Origin of the sequence: Limnohabitans sp. MMS-10A-178 (assembly GCF_003063375.1) — a bacterium.
GTDB lineage: Bacteria > Pseudomonadota > Gammaproteobacteria > Burkholderiales > Burkholderiaceae_C > Limnohabitans_A.
The window spans coordinates 833097-851063 of the sequence record NZ_NERY01000001.1; the positions used below are offsets into that span (position 1 = coordinate 833097).

Consider the following 17967-nt stretch of genomic DNA (forward strand, 5'->3'; position numbering starts at 1 on the left):
AGGGTGAGGTGGGTGGGTTCCTCATACTGGAGTACCAGAAATCGTCACCCACCCACCTCACCCTCACCCAGCTGCGAACAGCAGTGTTGGCCGTCTGAGATTTTCCGCACGCCAGAAGTTGAGTAGTTAGCCTATTGGGGGCTGACGATTTCTGGTACTCCAGTATGAGGAAGTCCCCAATAGGCTAACTGCTCAACGCTCCAGCATGAGCTAGCTGCCCTTAGCCTTGCTGCTCAACGCTCCAGCATGAGGAAGCTGCCCTAACCCGCCCCTTAGTTATTTAGAAACAAGCTGCCACCACTTAGAAAATGAGTCGCAACGACGTTCAACATTAGGAAATAAAGCAGGCTGAGATCTGTACATTCCAGAAGATGGCAGCCATGCAGCAATATGCGCTTCACTCACCCCACCTACTTGCTTGGCTTCTTGCAACGCCAACTCAATCGACAAGCGATCGCCATACCAACACTCACTGGTTAACTCGGCCATTCTGCTTTGAACAAACAACCACCGCTTTTCATCCCAAGGCCAATTGCGATGAAAATCCGACACAAAAATACCAATCACCAAACTGTCCTTGGGTAAATCTGCTGGTAACTCTCCCAAACTCCAAGGATGAACCAGCCACACATCGCGCCCCTTAGCCACATTTGAATTTGGAGTTCGAATGTTCAACGAAGTTGACGGTGAAGACATCAATGCTGGTATCTCAATTGAATTGCTTAATGTCTGAGCTTGTCCTTTAGCAGGCAATGCTCGTCTGGCCATTCGATCTAGCACTTCATAGGTCGTGTCAATCACGCTGCCGCTACTGTGCCAAGCTTCAGGCGCAAAACGCGCCACATTTTCTGCATTGAACAAATAGGGTTTGTTACTGCCTGTACCCGCCACCCACTGCCAACTCAAATGATTGCTGGCCAAGTCGCCATCCAACAAATGGCCATAAAGCCAATCGGCCCCCACACGCCAATGAACTTTGCGCAGATGCACCATATAGCTAGCCAGCCACATGCGCGCATGATTGTGCAAATAGCCCGTGGTGTACAAAGTGCTCACAGCCATATCGATAGCGGCTACACCTGTGCAGGCATGCAGAATATCGAAAGGAATTTCATTTGAATAGGCTGCGTCTGGCAACACACCTTCATGCAGCGATTCAAAAATGCCATCGCCTCGGTGCTGCCACACATGCCTGTAGTACTCACGCCACCCCAGCTCAAACAAAAATTTGTCTTGTGAATTCACTGTGTGCTGCGAACGCACGCCCTCCAACATTTCAGGCAAACTCACAAAGCCGTGAGTGATATAGGGTGAAAGCTGAGTTACTGCACCGTTCAATGCATTGCGAGTTCGAGCATATTCTGCAGGTCGAACCAAGGCAATTCTTGCCAATGCTTCTTCGCGAGTTGGGGGAAACAGGGACACGTTTTTGCCTTTAATTCAATTTTCTCTTTTACTTTTGCTGTGCTCGCTGGGTGAGGGTATGGTGGGTGGGTTCCTCATACTGGAGTACCAGAAATCGTCACCCACCCACCTCACCCTCACCCAGCTGCGAAAAGCAGTGTTGGTGTTCAGAAATTTTCCGCACGCCAGAAGTTGAGTAGCAAGGCTAAGGGTGGCTGACGATTTCTGGTACTCCAGTATGAGGATGCTGCCCTTAGCCTTGCTGCTCAACGCTCCAGTATGAGGAAGCCCCCAATACGCTAACTGCTCAACGCTCCATTATGAAGAAAACAAGCAGATGACCTGATAGCATCCCAGTATTCCAAGCACTTCAACCTGCCAACCTAGGCCCCCCCCATGAACCTCACAGTCAACGGAAACAACGTCACCCTAGACGTAGACCCCCAGATGCCCTTGTTGTGGGTCCTGCGCGACTCAATGAACCTCACCGGCACCAAATTTGGCTGTGGTGTGGCTGCCTGTGGAGCCTGCACTGTTCACAAAGACGGCCAAGCTGTTCGCTCATGCGTGACGCCGGTGTCAAGCGTAGCCGGAGCAAAAATCAAAACCATCGAATCATTGGGCACCCCCGAAAAGCCACACCCCTTGCAACTGGCTTGGATTGCCGAACAAGTGCCGCAGTGCGGTTACTGCCAAAGTGGCATGCTCATGGCCGCTGCAGCGCTGCTTGAAAGAAAGCCCAAACCCACCGATGCAGACATCGACGAAGCCATGACCAACCTGTGCAGATGCGGCACCTACCAACGCGTGCGTGCTGCCATTCACCGCGCAGCAGGAGCAACAGCATGAAGCGCCGCAACCTGATATTGAGCGGTCTGGGTATTACCGGCGCGCTGGTAGTGGGTTGGGGTGTGATGCCTGAGCGCTCGCGTTTGGGCAAGCCCAGCAACATGTTGCTCACTGAGGGCGATATTGCGCTCAATGGTTGGATCAAAATTGCCAAAGATGGTTCAGTGGTTCTGGCCATGCACCGCAGTGAAATGGGTCAGGGCATTCACAACGCGCTTTCGATGCTGGTGGCGGAAGAACTCGATGTGCCCTTGAGCCAGATTCGTTTAGAGCAAGCCGGGCACGACAGCATCTACGGCAACGTGGCCATGTTCGTTGGCACTTTGCCGTTTCACCCCCTTCAGTCTGAGGGTGTAGACAAACCCTTTGTGGTTCACAGTGGTGAGTGGATCGTTGGCAAAGTGGCGCGTGAATTGGGCGTCAATGCCACTGGCGGGTCTTCCTCTGTGAAAGATGCGTGGTCTCATTTGCGATTGGCTGCGGCCACCGCCAAGGCCAGCTTGCTGCTTGCCGCAGCAAGCCAATGGAAAGTGCCATTGAACGAAATCAAGGTCAAAGAGGGTTTACTCACGCATGCCTCTGGCAAATCAGCCAACTATGGAGAGTTTGCAAAGGCAGCAGCCGGCCAAACGCCTCAAAATGTTGCCCCCAAAGATCGCAAAGATTGGACCCTCATTGGCAAGCCATCGAAGCGTGCCGATGTCCCTTCAAAAACCAATGGCACAGCAATTTTTGGCATGGACGTGCGTCTGCCCAACATGCTTTTTGCCAGTGTGGTTCAAGTGCCTCAAATGGGCGGCACCATGGTCAATTTTGATGCCAAAGAAGCTTTGGCAATGCCTGGTGTGGTGAAGTTTGTTGAGTTGGCCAGCAAGGCAGGCTCTGCGCCTGGCTTTGCGGTGGTTGCCAAGTCCACTTGGCATGCCAAGCAGGCGGCAGACAAAGTGAAAGCGCAATGGGCCCAGCGTGCTGAAGGTGCTATTGATACCCAAGGCATAGAGGCGCAACTGATTGAAAAGCTCAAAACTGAAAAGGGTTATGCGTTTCACGACCAAGGGAATGCTGACAAGGCTGAAAGCAGTGCGACCCGCATCATTCAAGCGCAATACAAAGCCCCTTATTTGGCCCATGCCACCATGGAGCCCATGAACTGCACTGCGCAGTTCAAAGGCGGTTTGCTTGAAATTTGGGCGCCCACTCAAGTACCAGGTTTGGCGCGTGCTGCAGCTGCCAAGGTGGCCGATGTTTCTGAAGACAAAGTGAAGTTGAATGTCACGCTTTTGGGGGGCGGTTTTGGTCGTCGCTTAGAAGCCGATGTGGTCGCGCAAGCCACCCAAATTGCCATGGCACTCGATGGCGCACCTGTTCAACTGGTTTGGACGCGTGAAGAAGATATGACGCACGATTTTTACCGTCCTATGCATGTGGCGCAGTTGAGCGCCGCCATCAATGCCAAAGGCGAAGTTGAAAGTCTGCGCATCAAGTCGGCAGGCGATGCTATTTCGCCGCGTTGGATGTCGCGTGTTTTGCCTGCATTGTCTGGCCCCATTGATGCGCCCGACAAAACGACAGCTGAGGGTTTGTTTGATTTGCCCTACGGCTTTGCCAACCAGCACATGGCACATGTGTCCACGCGCATGGGGGTGCCCATTGGTTTTTGGCGTTCGGTGGGGCATTCACACAATGCTTTTTTCTCTGAAAGCTTTATCGATGAATTGGCCTTTGAAACCAAACAAGATCCTGTCGCTTTTCGCTTGTCTTTGTTAACTCAAACGCCACGCTATGCGGCGGTTTTAAAGATGGCTGCAGACAAAGCCAAGTGGGGCGCAACCTTGCCTTCAGGCCACGCGCATGGCGTGGCTTTGCACAAGTCTTTTGGTTCTATCGTGGCGCAAGTGGCTGAGGTTTCTATGAAAGAGGGTGTGCTTCGGGTTCACCGCGTGGTGTGTGCCATCGATTGTGGTACGGTGGTTAACCCCGATACAGTTGCCCAGCAAGTTGAGAGCTCTGTGAGCTTTGCCTTGAGTGCAGCCATGTTTGGCAAAATTGACATTCAAGAAGGCGTGGTTCAACAAACCAACTTCACCAACTATCCTTTGGTGAATTTGGCGCAGTCGCCGGTGGTTGAAACTTGGATCATGCCCAGTACGCAGTTGCCAGAGGGTGTGGGCGAGCCCTCTGTACCGCCCTTGGCGCCTGCTGTGGCCAATGCCATGTTCAAACTCATGGGCAAGCGAGTGCGGTCGTTGCCACTAAAGGCATAATCGCTCAGCCTTGTTTGAATTTGTTATCCAATCAAAATCACGATATGCCAAATTACAAACTCCAAGTTGAAGTCGTTCCTCAATATCTGCCTGAACAGTCAGATCCTGCCAGCGATCTTTACACATTTGCCTACAGTATCACCATCACCAACAAGGGCAATATTGCTGCCCAGGTTATTTCAAGATATTGGAGCGTGAACGACGCCAATGGTTTGCATGAAAAGGTCAAAGGCTTGGGTGTGGTGGGCTACCAGCCCTTGTTGCAGCCCGGTGAAAAATTTCAATACACCAGCGGTACGCGGCTTAGAACGCCAACGGGCACCATGCATGGCAGTTATTTTTGCGTGGCTGAAGATGGTGAAAAATTTGATGTCGACATTCCCATGTTTATTCTGGACGCGCTCAGCAGTGAGTCAGGCAAGCGCAACTTGCATTAGCCTTTTCCAAAAAACTGCTTCACTCTGAATGGGGCTATCAATTAGACAGACATGCTCAACTTAGAGTCAAGGCGCCAAGAAAATTTATTGGGAATTGCCTGGATGATTGCATCTATGGCGGCTTTTTCTATTGAAGATGCCTTTCTCAAAACAGTTACCAAACAGGTTCCGGTGGGCCAAGTGCTAATGATGTTTGGCGCGGGCGGTTTGTGCATTTTCGTGTTCATGGCAAGACGCATCAAAGCCCCACTTTTTCAGCCTCAGGTTTTCACTCGAAACATGTTGATCAGAGCTGTGTTTGAGTTCTTTGGCCGTTTGTTTTATATCTTGGCCATTGCGCTCACCCCCATGTCCTCTGCAACGGCCATTTTGCAGGCGGCTCCCTTGTTTGTCGCTCTGGGAGCCCGCGTTTTCTTGCATGAAAAAATAGATGCCAAGACTTGGTTGGCGATCTGGGTGGGCCTGCTGGGCGTGCTCATTATTCTGCGTCCCTCTGCAGACGACTTCTCGGCCCTTTCACTGTTGGCAGTCATTGGTACTTTGGGCTTTGTGGGACGTGATTTATTGACTCGCGCAGCGCCGCCTGCTTTAACCAAAGAAGTACTTGGCTTTTATGGCTTTAGCACCACGGTGATTGCGGGCGCATGCTATGCAATTTGGGATGGCAAAGCCTTCGTGGCACTTGAATCATTTCAGATAGTGATGATCAGCGCTGCATTGTTTGCAGGTGTCTTTGCTTACACAGCGCTCATGAGCGCTATGCGCACAGGTTCGATTGCAGCAGTCACACCTTACAGATACACGCGACTTTTATTTGGCATTTCCATTGGCGTGCTTGCCTTTGAGGAAAAGTTAGATGCACCCATGATCTTGGGCTGCGCAGTGGTTATCTGCGCGGGGCTGTTTGTGGGTTGGCAAAACCAGCGTCGTCAACCCGCTCAATGATGATTGGATCGTTTTCTGGGCGAATCACTCGGATGCCATGCTTGCTCAAAATTTCTACATAAACTGAGGCGGCACCTTCTTTGACCAGTGCGTCAATGCCTTCAATCACAGCACTTACTTTGACCACTGCTGCTGAATCGGCTGTCAGCCCCACTTTGCAATCAAAGTCCCAAAAATCGACATCTATGGGCAACGCACGATTGCGTTCGCGCTTGAAGTATTTGCGAATTTCGTGTTTAACGGCCTCCAACACGCGATCTGGGTTTTTACCTTCAATTTGCAGAGGAAAGTTTTTTTTCATGGAGTGGTCCTAAGTGGGTTGAGCGCCCATTCGGGACGAAGATGAAAGTGTTGATTATGGATCAGGCCCCAGATATGCGTTTGCCAATAGCTTGAAATCGACGTCCCCATGCTTCGCGAGTCAACTCAATGCTGTCGTAAAAACTTGGAATGACCAGCAGCGTCAAGATGGTGGAGGTGATGGTGCCACCAATAATGGCCACTGCCATGGGTCTGTAAAACTCACCGCCTTCACCCACGCCAATGGCCACAGGCAACATGCCCGCAATCAAGGCGAAGGTTGTCATGATGATGGGGCGCAAGCGTTTGCGCCCTGCAGTCATCAGCGCTTCTTCTCGGTCTATGCCTTGCTCTTCTAAGCTGCGTGCAGCATCCAACAGCAGAATAGCGTTTTTGGCCACCAAGCCCATCAGCATGATCACGCCAATGAGGCTCATCAGGTTCAAGGTGCTACCCGTTAAGAGCAAGGCCAGCACCACACCAATGAGCGACAAGGGCAAGGAGAACATCACCGCCAAGGGCGCAGTGAAAGAGCTAAATTGCATCACCAAAATGAAGTACATCAGACCAATGCCTGAAACAAGCGCAATGCCCATTTCGGTGAACACTTCTTTTTGGTCTTTGGAGGCGCCATCCAATTCAATGCCGTAGCCTTCTGGAAAATTGATGCTCTTGGCCAATTTCAGAGCGTCTGCAGTAACCTCACCTGAAGATCGACCCTGCACATTGGCCGAGACTCCGATGGTTCTTTTGCCATCAAAGTGTTCAATTTTGGTGGGTGCTTTGCCCATTGAGATTTTGGCAATTTGAGACAAAGGCACCACGGTGTTCATGCCGCTCAAGGTAATGGGCAGACGTTCAATGTGAGACACATTCATGCGATCTTCAGGTGCCAAACGGATGGCCACGTCGCGGGATTGGCCAGTGGGGTCAACCCAATCACCTACTTCAATACCTGCAAAGGCCACACGCAATGCATTGGCCGTATCGGTAACAGAGATGCCCAGTGAATTGGCCAAACCGCGGTCCAGTTCAATTTGCAATTCGTTTTGCGGATCTTGTTGAGACAAACCAACGTCAACTGCTCCCGGCACTTGTCTCAATTGCGCCATGAAATCGCTGGTGATGTCCAAGAGTTTGCGCGAGTCGGTGCCACTAAAACGAATTTGAACGGGCTTGGATGCGCCATTTGATAAATCGTCTAAAACAGTGTATTCGGCACCCACCAGTTGGGATATTCGTTGGCGCAATTCCGTGGCAATGTCTTGCGCTGTGCGTTGGCGTTCGGTGCTTTTTCCAATGTCAACGTAGATTCGTCCCCCCGTGGGGTTGACATAGCTGTTGGTGGCTTTGGTTTCAGGCAAAGTGCGGGCCATGACGGCCGCGGCTTCAAGCTTTAATCTGGAATATTCCAAATTGCTGCTTGCTGGAGAGCGCACATCAACGGCCAGAGTATTGCCATCCTCTTTGGGTAAGAAGCTGGAGCCTCCAAATTTGACTTGCAAAAAGATGGCGGTAAAAAAACTCACAACTGCAAATGCAATCATCCATCGTCTGTGGTGCAGAGCCCAAGCAATGACATTGCCATATCGGTCTGCTTGATGGTCAAACCAATCGTTAAATTGTTTGAGTTTGAGGCTTAAACCAGTTTTGGGTTCAAGGTGATGATTGGGAGGATCTCCCCAGTACGCAGACAACATGGGATCTAGCGTGAACGAGATCAACAAACTGACCAAAACAGAGGCCACCACCGTCAGTCCAAAGGGGCGAAACCATTCACCCGAAATGCCAGGCATGAAACCCACTGGAATAAAGACAGCCACGATAGAGAAGGTGGTTGCGGCCACCGCCAAGCCAATTTCCGCTGTGCCATTCAAAGCTGCAGTGCGCCTGTCGAAACCTCGCTCCATGTGCCGAACAATGTTTTCTCGAACCACAATGGCATCGTCAATGAGCACGCCAATGGCCAAAGACAGACCCAGCAAACTCATGAAGTTCAGGGTGAATCCGCACAACCACACCGCTATGAAAGAAGCAATGACAGAGGTTGGCAGAGACAGCGCTGTGATAAGTGTAGAGCGCCATGAATTTAAGAAAAAGTAAACCACAAAAATGGTGAGACCTGCGCCAAAAACCAGAGCGTGAACCACATTGTTCAAACTGTTTTGCGCTTCGGTGCCGCCGTCTTGCGTGATGTCAATCTTGGTGCCTTCTGGCAACGATTTGTTGATGTCTGCCACCATGGTGCGAATCTGATTGGCAACACTGACGGTGGATGCATCACGAGAGCGAGTGATGGCCAATCCCACATTGGGTTGACCGTTTCGCACACTGAGCGAATTAAGATCGGCAAAGCCGTCTGTTACCGTGGCTACTTGCCCGAGCCGGATGAGGTCATTGCCACTTCGTTTGATGACAATTTGATTGAATTCAGCAGGCGTTTCAATGCGACCAAGTAATCGAATGCTTTGATCTTCAAGAGAACCGCGAATTTTGCCCACAGGCGCTGTGGCATTTTGTGTCCGCAGAGCATTGACAACTTCTGTAACCGACAAATTGACTTCGCGCAGTTTTTGAGCGTGCAATAAAACACTGAGTTCGCGTCTCAGTGCGCCGTTGACACTGACTTGAGCAACCCCTTGAACACCCCTGAACTTGTCTGCAATTTGATCTTCCGCAATTCGAGAAATTTCTGCATGACTTTGGCTGCGAGACGAAAGAGCCAATTGCATGATGGGTTGCGCTGTTGGGTTAATGCGCAAAATGACGGGCTCGCGAATTTCGGTGGGTAATTTGTAGCGAATTCTGCCAATGGCATTGCGCACTTCGTCTGTGGCCTCAACCATGTTCTTTTTGAATTCGAAGAAAACCAAAATGTTGGCGTTGCCTTCGAAGGCTGTGCCGCGCAATTCTTTGATACCATTGACCGACTGAAGTGCCTTTTCAACTCGATTGAGAACTTCTCGCTCTACGGCATCGGGTGAGGCGCCTGGATAGTTGATGTCAATGGCCAGCAAGGGCATTTCGACATCTGGAATTTCATTGACTTTGAGCTTGGTCAATGCCAACAGCCCAACGGCCATCAGCATCATCAAAATAACGATGGTGACAACCGGCTTTTTAACGCTGAAATTGGACAAAAACATGGTTTATTGACCCACCTTGGTCGATGTGTCAGTGCTCAAGGTGAACTGTTGTCCATCTTTCAAGTTGCTGTTGGCAGTTCTCAAAACCTTCTCGCCTGCACTAAGTCCGCTATTGACGACCCAATTGCCTAAGCGAGTATCGCGACCTCCCAATTGAATACCGCGCTTGACTATTTTGTTGCCATCGAGCATCCATGCAAAAACTTTGTCACCTTCTCTGCGTAAGCTGCTTTCAGCCAGCATGACTGCGGGTTTGGTGCTCGCTTCAATCACACCTTCAGCAAACAAGCCCACCACTGGCGGTTTGTCTTTCGCGTTGATGGCCACAATGACAGACACTTGTCTGGTGACAGGATTGGCAGCACCATCGATCCTTTTCACTGTGCCTTGGCTGCTGAGTTGATCTGTGCTTTGCCCCACACCATTGATTCGGAAATTGACGCGTTGGCCGATTTTCACCACGCCCATTTGATCGGCAGCGACTTGACCTTCAAAGCGAATACTGCTGGGATCAATGACTTGAATCAACTCTTTGCCAATTTGTGCCGTGTCGCCTGCAGAAGCTTTGCGTGCACTCACTATGCCACTGAAAGGCGCACGGACTTCAGAACGCTCGAGTTGTTGTTTGGCAGCAGCAACACGTGCCTTGCTGGCCACATGCTCGCTTTGCGCTGCATTGCGTTTGACTTCAGCCTCTTCCAAACCCTGCATGGACACCATACCTTGAGCTTGCAATGATTTCATGCGTTGAAACTGGCGCTCGGCACCATCTAAAGATTGTGCGGCAGCCCGCATCGATTCTTCTGCAGAGTTGAGGTTGTCGCGTAGCACACTGCTGTCTAGGCTGACAAGCAAATCGCCTTTGCGCACAGGCTCACCATTTTCTTTGTGAACTTTGACCACGGTGGCGCTGATTTCGGCGCGCAAATCGGCACGAACCTCTGGCTGCAAAGATCCAGAGATGACGGGGCCGGTTCCATATTCAGAGCTGCCCAGTTGGACGATGTCTTCGTTGCCCAAAATCAAAGCCACACTTTCGGTCGATTTGCCAGCGTCTGTTTCGGGCTTTTTACAAGCAACCAAGGTACTGCCAATACACAGGCAGGCAATCAAAGAAAGCGACAAGGAATAAGGACCCGAACGAGGGGAACGCAACATGTGAACTCCGACTAGGAAAAAAGTACCCGAATTAAATCACGAAAGTAATTTGCGAAACGCTTAAAAGCTTGGTTTACTTTGGTTATTTTCGTGTTCAGGTCACAGCTTGCTTTTGAGAAAAGCGCTCTTGTTGCCATTCTTGGGTCTCCATCACTTCTCTGAGGTGACGGACTGCGTGCCACACGTCTGCATAACCCAAGTACAAAGGTGTGAGGCCGAATCGCAAAATATCAGGATGTTGCTTGCCATCGCCTGCTCTAAAGTCTCCAATCACGCCGCGGGCTATCAAGGCTTGAACAATGGCGTAGGCGCCTTCGGTTCTGGTGAGGCTTACTTGCGAGCCCCGTATTTCTAATTTTTCTGGGGTGGCGATGCCAAAGCCATGCCCTGCCAATTGGGTTTTGACCAGTTGCATAAAGAGGCTTGTCAGTGCCAGCGATTTTTGGCGCAAAGCTGTCATGCCGCCCAACTTTTCGGCTTCCAAAAATGCATCTAAGCCAGTGTCTAAAGCCGTTAAGCTGAGGATTGCTTGTGTGCCGCATTGATAGCGGGCAATCCCAGCCGCGGGTTGGTAATCGGGCGTGAATTCAAATGGTGCAGCATGGCCCCACCAGCCCGAAAGTGGTTGCCAAAAGCGATTGGTGTGTTTGGGGTTGACCCAGACAAATGCGGGTGCGCCAGGGCCTCCATTGAGGTATTTGTAGCCGCAGCCTACAGCGAAGTCTGCACTGGCGCCATTTAAGTCAACAGGGACTGCGCCTGCGCTGTGCGCCAAATCCCAGATGGCCAACGCGCCCACTGCATGAGCAGCGGCAGTTAAGTCTTTCAGGTTCAGCATGGCACCTGTTCGGTAGTTCACATGCGTCAACATCAACACAGCCACATTCTCTTGCAGTGCTGCATGCAGTTCTTCGGCTTCGACCAGTTTAAGTTGATAGCCGCGCTCTTTGCACAAAGCCTCTGCAATGTAGAGGTCTGTTGGGAAGTTAGTGCGTTCACTCAGAATGATATTTTTTTCAGGCTGGTCTGCTTTGGCAATTGACAGCGCTGCACTGAGCACTTTGAACAAGTTGATGGAGGTGCTGTCGGCTGCGACCACTTCATGGTCTTTGGCGCCAATGAGTCTGGCAATTTTGTTACCGACTTTCAAAGGCATCTGAAACCAGCCCGCCGTGTTCCAACTTTTGATCAAGTCGTTACCCCATTCTTGGGCCACTGCTTGAGCAACGCGTGCAGGCGTTTCCTTTGGGAGAACACCCAAAGAATTGCCATCCAGATAAATCACACCTTCGGGCAACTGAAATAAATCGCGTAGAGATCGCAGCGGGTCATGCTGGTCCAAGACTTGGCAGTCTGAAAGCGTATGAGGTGTCATGTGTCATCTTCACTGTGATTCAGGATTTAAGGGATCTCTATCAGATACATAATCCCCGTACTTCAGTCTACAAGAAGACTTCGTCGTAAACTTGCAAACATGATTTTGACGCCTGATTCTTGGCAAGCCATTCAACTAACGGTGGTTTTGGCCACCTCAACCACCTTGATCTTGTTGATCTTGGCCACGCCATTGGCTTGGTGGCTTTCGCAAACGCAGTCTGCATGGCGCGCCCCCATTCATGCGCTGGTGACTTTGCCTTTGGTGTTGCCACCTTCGGTTTTAGGTTTCTATTTGCTGGTTGTGATGGGGCCGCAAGGACCGCTAGGTCAATTCACGCAAGCCATGGGATGGGGTGTATTGTCTTTCACATTCACCGGCTTGTTGATTGGCTCTATTTTGTTTTCCTTGCCCTTTGCGGTGCAGCCCTTGCAGCACGCTTTCGATGCCATCGGCCCAAGGCCTATGGAGGTGGCGGCCACTTTGCGTGCCAGCCCATTGGATGCTTTCTTTTCTGTGGCCTTGCCCTTGGCCAAGCCGGGCATGGTAACGGCAGCTATTTTGAGCTTTGCGCACACCGTGGGTGAGTTTGGTGTGGTGCTCATGATCGGCGGCAATATTCCTGGCCAGACAAGCGTGGTGTCAACCGAAATTTATGGCCACGTTGAAGCCATGGAATATGCGCAAGCCCATGTTTTGGCGGCAGGCATGTTGGCCTTTTCTTTTGTGGTGCTGTTGGCTTTGGCTTTGATGAACCGTCGTCAAAGGCAAGTGGTATGACCACCCTTCACCTGCAAATTAAGATGAACCGTTCAGCTTTCAAGTTGGAAGTAGACCTCCAATTGCCAGGGCAGGGCATCTCGGCTATTTTTGGTCCATCTGGTTCTGGCAAAACAACATTGTTGCGAGCTGTTGCTGGGTTAGAAAAAAACCAGCAAGGGCGCATTCAAATTGGTGCGAACGTTTGGCAAGACACGCAGCAAGGTATTGACTTGCCTACCTGGCAACGGCCTTTGGGTTATGTGTTTCAAGAATCAAGCTTGTTACCGCATCTCAGCGTGACCGATAACCTCCATTTTGGCTTGAAGCGCGCACTGAAGACATCGGGTAATGCGCAGACAGAAGTAGCCAAAGCACTGCAAGCCTCCATCGAGCTCTTGGGCATTGGCAATTTGCTGCAACGCATGCCCGATCAGCTCTCAGGCGGTGAGCGCCAACGCGTAGCCATTGCCAGAGCCATTGCCATGCAACCGCAATTGCTATTGATGGACGAACCCTTGGCATCACTGGATGCAGCGCGTCGGCAAGAAATTTTCCCTTGGCTGTCTAAATTGCGGGATGAGCTCAAAATGCCCATGCTGTATGTCACGCATTCTGCAGAGGAAGTTACTCGATTGGCCGATCACTTGGTGGTTTTGGACCAAGGGCAAGTCAAAGCGCAAGGGCCTGTGAGCGTCGTCCTCACGCAAGTGGTCAACCCTGTGATGGTGGGTGAAGATGCTGGTGCTTTGATTGAAGGCCGCATCGGCAAAGTTGATGTGCAATGGCATTTGTCACGCGTCGACTTTGAAGGGGGTAGCGTTTGGATGCGCGATGAGGGCTTACCTGTTGGTAAAGCCGTACGCATACGCATCTTGGCGCGTGATGTGAGCTTGGCTACGTCAGAGCCGCAAAACACCAGCATTCAAAACCAGCTGCGCTGCAGCATTCAAAGCATCACGGCCGATGCGCATCCCTCTCAAGTTATGGTGGTGTTGAAGTGCGGAACTGAGGATGTGCTGGCCCGCGTCACAAAGCGTGCGACAGACGAGTTGGGACTGCAAGTGGGGCAGTCTTTGTGGGCGCAAGTGAAGTCGGTGGCTTTGGTAGCGTGAACAGACAAGTCAAATCGTCTCAAACCAATTTTCGAGTTTGAGCTTTGGCACACGCACAAGTTCTTTGACATTGTTTGTCACCAGTGTTCCCTCAATATTGAGTGCATGGGTTGCAATCAAGGTGAGGCGTAAATAGGCTTGCCTTTCTGAATCTATATGCATTAAAGGTATAAACAAACAAAAAATGATTCGTTTGAGTTTTGAAGAATGGGTTCCACAATCGCGTCCTTACTCTTTTGAGACGCTTTATGAACAAAATCAAATCAATCGCTGCAGCCATCTTGCTGGCCGTATCTGGCCTCAACGTATCAGCCCAAACCTTGCTCAACGCCTCCTACGACGTAGCCCGCGAGTTTTACAAGGAATACAACGCCGCCTTCGTGGCCAACTATAAAAGGACCACAGGCAAAGATGTGAAGATTGACCAGGCCCATGGCGGCTCCAGCGCACAAGCGCGCGCCGTGAACGACGGTTTGGATGCCGATGTGGTGACCATGAACACCACCACCGACATCGACTTCTTGGCCAGTAAGGGTATTGTGGCCGCCGATTGGAACAAGCGTTTCCCGCACAGCGCATCGCCCACCAGCTCCACCATGCTGTTCTTAACGCGCAATGGCAACCCCAAAAACATCAAAGACTGGGACGACCTGATCAAGCCGGGCATCCAAGTGATCGTGGTCAACCCTAAAACCGGCGGCAATGGCCGCATGGCTTATTTGGCCGCTTGGGGTTATGTGCGCAAAAAGGGTGGCAGCGAAGCTGACGCCGCTGCCTTCGTGGCGAAGCTCTACAAAAACGTGCCTGTGTTGGCCAAGGGTGGCCGTGATGCCACCACCATCTTCTTGCAACGCAACATTGGCGATGTGCTCGTGACCTTTGAGTCCGAGGTGATTTCTGTCGACAACGAATTTGGTGCCGGCAAGGTAGATGCTATTCACCCGTCCATCAGCATCGTGGCAGAAAACCCTGTGGCTGTTGTCGAGCGCACAGTGGCCAAGAAGGGCACTGGCGATGTGGCCAGAGCTTATTTGAATTATCTCTACTCCGACGAGGCGCAAGAAATTGCAGCCAAGCACGCCTTGCGTCCTAGCAACCCCGCCATCTTGAAAAAATACAGCAAGACCTTCAAGCCATTGCAGCTGTTCACTGTGAATGAAGTGTTTGGTTCTTTCGCTGAAGCGCAAAAAGTGCACTTCAACGATGGCGGTAATTTCGACAAGCTGTACACCGTTAAGTAATTCATGCTATCTCGTCCCGATGCGGCGGCGCCTGCCAAGCGCAGAGCGCCCGCCCGAGTTTTACCCGGCTTCAACATCACCTTGGGGTACACCTTAATGTACCTCAGCCTGATTGTGCTCATTCCATTGTCGGCACTGGTGTTCAAAACTTTCACGCTCACGTGGGATCAGTTTTGGACCGCCGTGACGGGACCACGAGTAATGGCGTCTTACCGCCTAACTTTTGGTGCGTCCCTCATCGCGGCCTTGGTTAACGTGGTGTTTGGTTTGTTGGTGGCTTGGGTGCTGGTGCGTTATCAATTCTTTGGCAAGAAAATAGTTGATGCCTTGGTCGACTTGCCATTTGCATTGCCCACTGCAGTGGCTGGTATTTCTTTGACAGCATTGTTGGCTGGCAATGGTTGGGTGGGGCAGTACCTCGAACCTTTAGGTGTTCAATTGGCATTCAACCCCAACGGCGTTGTGATTGCTCTCATCTTCATCGGCTTGCCCTTCGTGGTGCGCACAGTACAGCCCGTGCTTGAAGATGCAGAAAAAGAATTGGAAGAAGCAGCAACTTGCTTGGGAGCATCGCGTTGGCAAACTTTCAGCAAGGTTATTTTTCCATCCATTGCACCTGCTTTGCTCACTGGTTTTGCCATGGCTTTTGCACGTGGCATAGGCGAGTATGGTTCGGTCATTTTCATAGCGGGCAATATGCCCATGATTTCTGAAATCACACCGCTCATCATCATTGGCAAGTTAGAGCAATACGATTACGCAGGCGCCACAGCGGTGGCCACTGTCATGTTGCTTATCTCGTTTATCTTGCTCTTGATCATCAATGGCTTGCAAGCCTGGCAGCGCCGTCATTCGGGAGCACCTGTATGAGTTCTCAAATGATTCGCCGAGCTGAAGCCGGTACCACAGAGGCCCCTTGGGTTCGCTACACCCTTATTGGTATCACGCTGATCTTCTTGTTTTTATTCTTGGTGTTGCCGCTTGCCGCAGTTTTTGCAGAAGCATTGCGCAAAGGGTTTGATGCCTATTGGGAAGCACTCAAAGAGCCCGATGCATGGTCTGCCATTCGCTTGACCTTGATCACAGCTCTCATTGCTGTGCCTCTCAATTTGGTGTTTGGTATTGCCGCTGCATGGTGTATTGCCAAGTACGAATTTAGAGGTAAATCGATCCTGACCACTTTGGTCGACTTGCCTTTTTCGGTGTCACCCGTGGTGGCTGGTTTGGTTTATGTGTTGATGTTTGGCGCACAAGGCTGGTTTGGTCCTTGGCTGCAAGAGCACGACATCAAAATTATTTTTGCTGTTCCTGGCATTGTGTTGGCCACTGTGTTTGTCACCTTCCCGTTCATAGCGCGTGAACTCATTCCGCTCATGCAAGCGCAGGGCAACGAAGAAGAGCAGGCCGCCATTGTGTTGGGCGCTACTGGCTGGCAAACCTTTTGGTACGTCACGCTGCCCAATATCAAGTGGGGTTTGATCTACGGCGTTATTTTGTGCAATGCGCGTGCCATGGGCGAGTTTGGCGCAGTGTCGGTGGTGTCGGGGCACATTCGCGGTCAGACCAACACCATGCCCTTGCACGTCGAAATTTTGTACAACGAATACCAATCGGTGGCTGCCTTTGCGGTGGCATCTTTGTTGGCCTTGCTGGCGCTGGTGACCTTGGTCATCAAGTCTGTGGCCGAATGGCGCCACGAACGTGAGATGAAAGCCATTGGCGATTTGTCTCCCGAAAATGTCAAGTCAACGCCTTTGGATCTGTCATTGAAAGCAGTATCATGAGCATCGAAATAAGAAACATCCACAAACAGTTTGGCGACTTCCACGCACTGCGCGATGTCAGCCTCGACATTGATTCTGGCGAGTTGGTGGCCTTGCTGGGCCCTTCGGGTTGCGGCAAAACCACTTTGCTTCGCATCATTGCAGGCTTGGAAACTGCCGATGCAGGTAGCATTTCCTTCAGCGGAGAAGACACCACCCACGTGCACGTGCGCGAGCGGCAAGTGGGCTTTGTATTTCAGCACTACGCCTTGTTCCGCCACATGACCGTGTTCGAAAACGTGGCCTTTGGTCTGCGCATGAAACCCCGCAACATCCGCCCATCAGAAAGCGTTATCAAACAAAAAGTACACGACCTTTTGAATCTGGTGCAACTCGATTGGCTGGCCGATCGTTATCCGTCACAGCTTTCAGGCGGGCAGCGTCAGCGCATTGCTTTGGCGCGTGCTTTGGCAGTAGAACCTAAAGTCTTGTTGCTCGATGAACCCTTTGGTGCGCTCGATGCCAAAGTGCGCAAAGAGTTGCGCCGCTGGTTACGCCGCCTTCACGACGATTTGCATGTGACCAGTATTTTTGTCACGCACGATCAAGAAGAAGCCTTGGAAGTGGCCGATCGTGTGGTACTGATGAACAGCGGTCGTGTGGAGCAAATTGGTTCACCCCAACAAGTGTGGGACCACCCAGCTAGCCCCTTTGTGTATGGTTTTTTGGGCGATGTCAATTTATTCCATGGCCGTGCTCACGAAGGTGAAATGCTCATTGGTGGCGACAACGCCGTCAGCTTAAACAGTCCCGAGCATCAACACGTGCAAGACAGCAAAGCCTTTGCTTATGTGCGCCCTCACGACATTGAAGTGAAGCGCTACAGCTCCGGCGACGCAGGTATCAAAGCCAAGCTCACGCGTGCCATTGTGGTAGGTCCTATTGCCCGCTTGGAGTTTGAGCCCGTCGATCACCATGACTTTGCCAAAGACACTGTGATCGAAGCACAGTTGTCAGCCATATTGTTTGCCGAGCAGCAGTACAAAGAAGGCGAGACCTTGGTGCTCACGCCTCGCAAAGCACGCATCTTTGTGGAGAGCTAAGTACATTTACACTTCCCGCTAAGCCTGCTGGAGCGGTAGAGCATGAAGCCCGTTAGAATGGCGTTTTTTCTTGATGCTTCTACAAAATAGGGCATCTCAATAGGTTTT

The 17967-nt window shown here is 51.3% G+C and carries 15 protein-coding genes; 10 read left to right on the forward strand and 5 right to left on the reverse strand.

What is annotated here, in order from left to right:
• Positions 1-276: 276 nt before the first annotated feature.
• Positions 277-1425, reverse strand: a complete 1149-nt coding sequence (locus B9Z32_RS04160) for an FAD-binding domain-containing protein (RefSeq protein ID WP_233248064.1) — start codon at positions 1423-1425, stop codon at positions 277-279.
• 375 nt (positions 1426-1800) lie between these two features.
• Between B9Z32_RS04160 and B9Z32_RS04165 the strand changes: the two genes are divergently transcribed.
• Genes B9Z32_RS04165 through B9Z32_RS04180 form a run of 4 tightly spaced genes read left to right on the forward strand, consistent with a single transcriptional unit; the run spans position 1801 to position 5899 of the window.
• A complete protein-coding gene (locus tag B9Z32_RS04165; protein WP_108420071.1) occupies positions 1801-2253 on the forward strand; it encodes a (2Fe-2S)-binding protein in 453 nt (150 codons plus the stop codon).
• The gene (locus B9Z32_RS04170; protein ID WP_108420072.1) at positions 2250-4517 is read left to right on the forward strand and encodes a xanthine dehydrogenase family protein molybdopterin-binding subunit; all 2268 of its coding nucleotides are present in this window, start codon (positions 2250-2252) and stop codon (positions 4515-4517) included. The genes B9Z32_RS04165 and B9Z32_RS04170 overlap by 4 nt, the downstream gene beginning before the upstream one ends.
• A 44-nt stretch (positions 4518-4561) precedes the next feature.
• The gene (gene apaG / locus B9Z32_RS04175) at positions 4562-4954 is read left to right on the forward strand and encodes a Co2+/Mg2+ efflux protein ApaG (protein ID WP_108420073.1); all 393 of its coding nucleotides are present in this window, start codon (positions 4562-4564) and stop codon (positions 4952-4954) included.
• Between the two features lie 51 nt (positions 4955-5005).
• Complete coding sequence (locus tag B9Z32_RS04180; protein ID WP_255416605.1) at positions 5006-5899, forward strand: DMT family transporter; 894 nt, start codon at positions 5006-5008, stop codon at positions 5897-5899.
• Here the strand turns inward: B9Z32_RS04180 and B9Z32_RS04185 are convergent.
• The 4 genes from B9Z32_RS04185 to kynU all read right to left on the reverse strand — a co-directional run bounded on the left by B9Z32_RS04185 (position 5841) and on the right by kynU (position 11878).
• Positions 5841-6200: a DUF6172 family protein gene (locus tag B9Z32_RS04185; protein ID WP_233248065.1), complete on the reverse strand. Its 360-nt coding sequence runs from the start codon at positions 6198-6200 to the stop codon at positions 5841-5843. The genes B9Z32_RS04180 and B9Z32_RS04185 overlap by 59 nt on opposite strands.
• 61 nt (positions 6201-6261) lie before the next feature.
• Positions 6262-9345 carry an efflux RND transporter permease subunit gene (locus B9Z32_RS04190; RefSeq protein WP_108420074.1) on the reverse strand — a complete coding sequence of 1028 codons (3084 nt, stop codon included), beginning with the start codon at positions 9343-9345 and terminating at the stop codon, positions 6262-6264.
• Positions 9346-9348: 3 nt separating this feature from the next.
• Positions 9349-10503 carry an efflux RND transporter periplasmic adaptor subunit gene (locus B9Z32_RS04195; RefSeq protein ID WP_108420075.1) on the reverse strand — a complete coding sequence of 385 codons (1155 nt, stop codon included), beginning with the start codon at positions 10501-10503 and terminating at the stop codon, positions 9349-9351.
• Positions 10504-10597: 94 nt separating this feature from the next.
• Positions 10598-11878: a kynureninase gene (gene kynU / locus B9Z32_RS04200; RefSeq protein ID WP_108420076.1), complete on the reverse strand. Its 1281-nt coding sequence runs from the start codon at positions 11876-11878 to the stop codon at positions 10598-10600.
• Positions 11879-11977: 99 nt separating this feature from the next.
• Between kynU and modB the strand changes: the two genes are divergently transcribed.
• The 6 genes from modB to B9Z32_RS04235 all read left to right on the forward strand — a co-directional run bounded on the left by modB (position 11978) and on the right by B9Z32_RS04235 (position 17859).
• Positions 11978-12658, forward strand: a complete 681-nt coding sequence (gene modB / locus B9Z32_RS04205; protein ID WP_108420077.1) for a molybdate ABC transporter permease subunit — start codon at positions 11978-11980, stop codon at positions 12656-12658.
• Positions 12655-13752: a molybdenum ABC transporter ATP-binding protein gene (gene modC, locus B9Z32_RS04210; RefSeq protein ID WP_108420078.1), complete on the forward strand. Its 1098-nt coding sequence runs from the start codon at positions 12655-12657 to the stop codon at positions 13750-13752. Before modB ends, modC begins: the two co-directional genes overlap by 4 nt.
• 248 nt (positions 13753-14000) lie before the next feature.
• Entirely contained in the window at positions 14001-14993 is a 993-nt protein-coding gene (locus tag B9Z32_RS04220; protein ID WP_108420079.1) for a sulfate ABC transporter substrate-binding protein, read from the forward strand.
• Between the two features lie 3 nt (positions 14994-14996).
• Entirely contained in the window at positions 14997-15863 is an 867-nt protein-coding gene (gene cysT, locus B9Z32_RS04225; protein ID WP_108420080.1) for a sulfate ABC transporter permease subunit CysT, read from the forward strand.
• Complete coding sequence (gene cysW, locus B9Z32_RS04230) at positions 15860-16777, forward strand: sulfate ABC transporter permease subunit CysW (RefSeq protein WP_108420081.1); 918 nt, start codon at positions 15860-15862, stop codon at positions 16775-16777. Before cysT ends, cysW begins: the two co-directional genes overlap by 4 nt.
• A complete protein-coding gene (locus tag B9Z32_RS04235; protein WP_108420082.1) occupies positions 16774-17859 on the forward strand; it encodes a sulfate/molybdate ABC transporter ATP-binding protein in 1086 nt (361 codons plus the stop codon). Before cysW ends, B9Z32_RS04235 begins: the two co-directional genes overlap by 4 nt.
• Positions 17860-17967 lie beyond the last annotated feature (108 nt).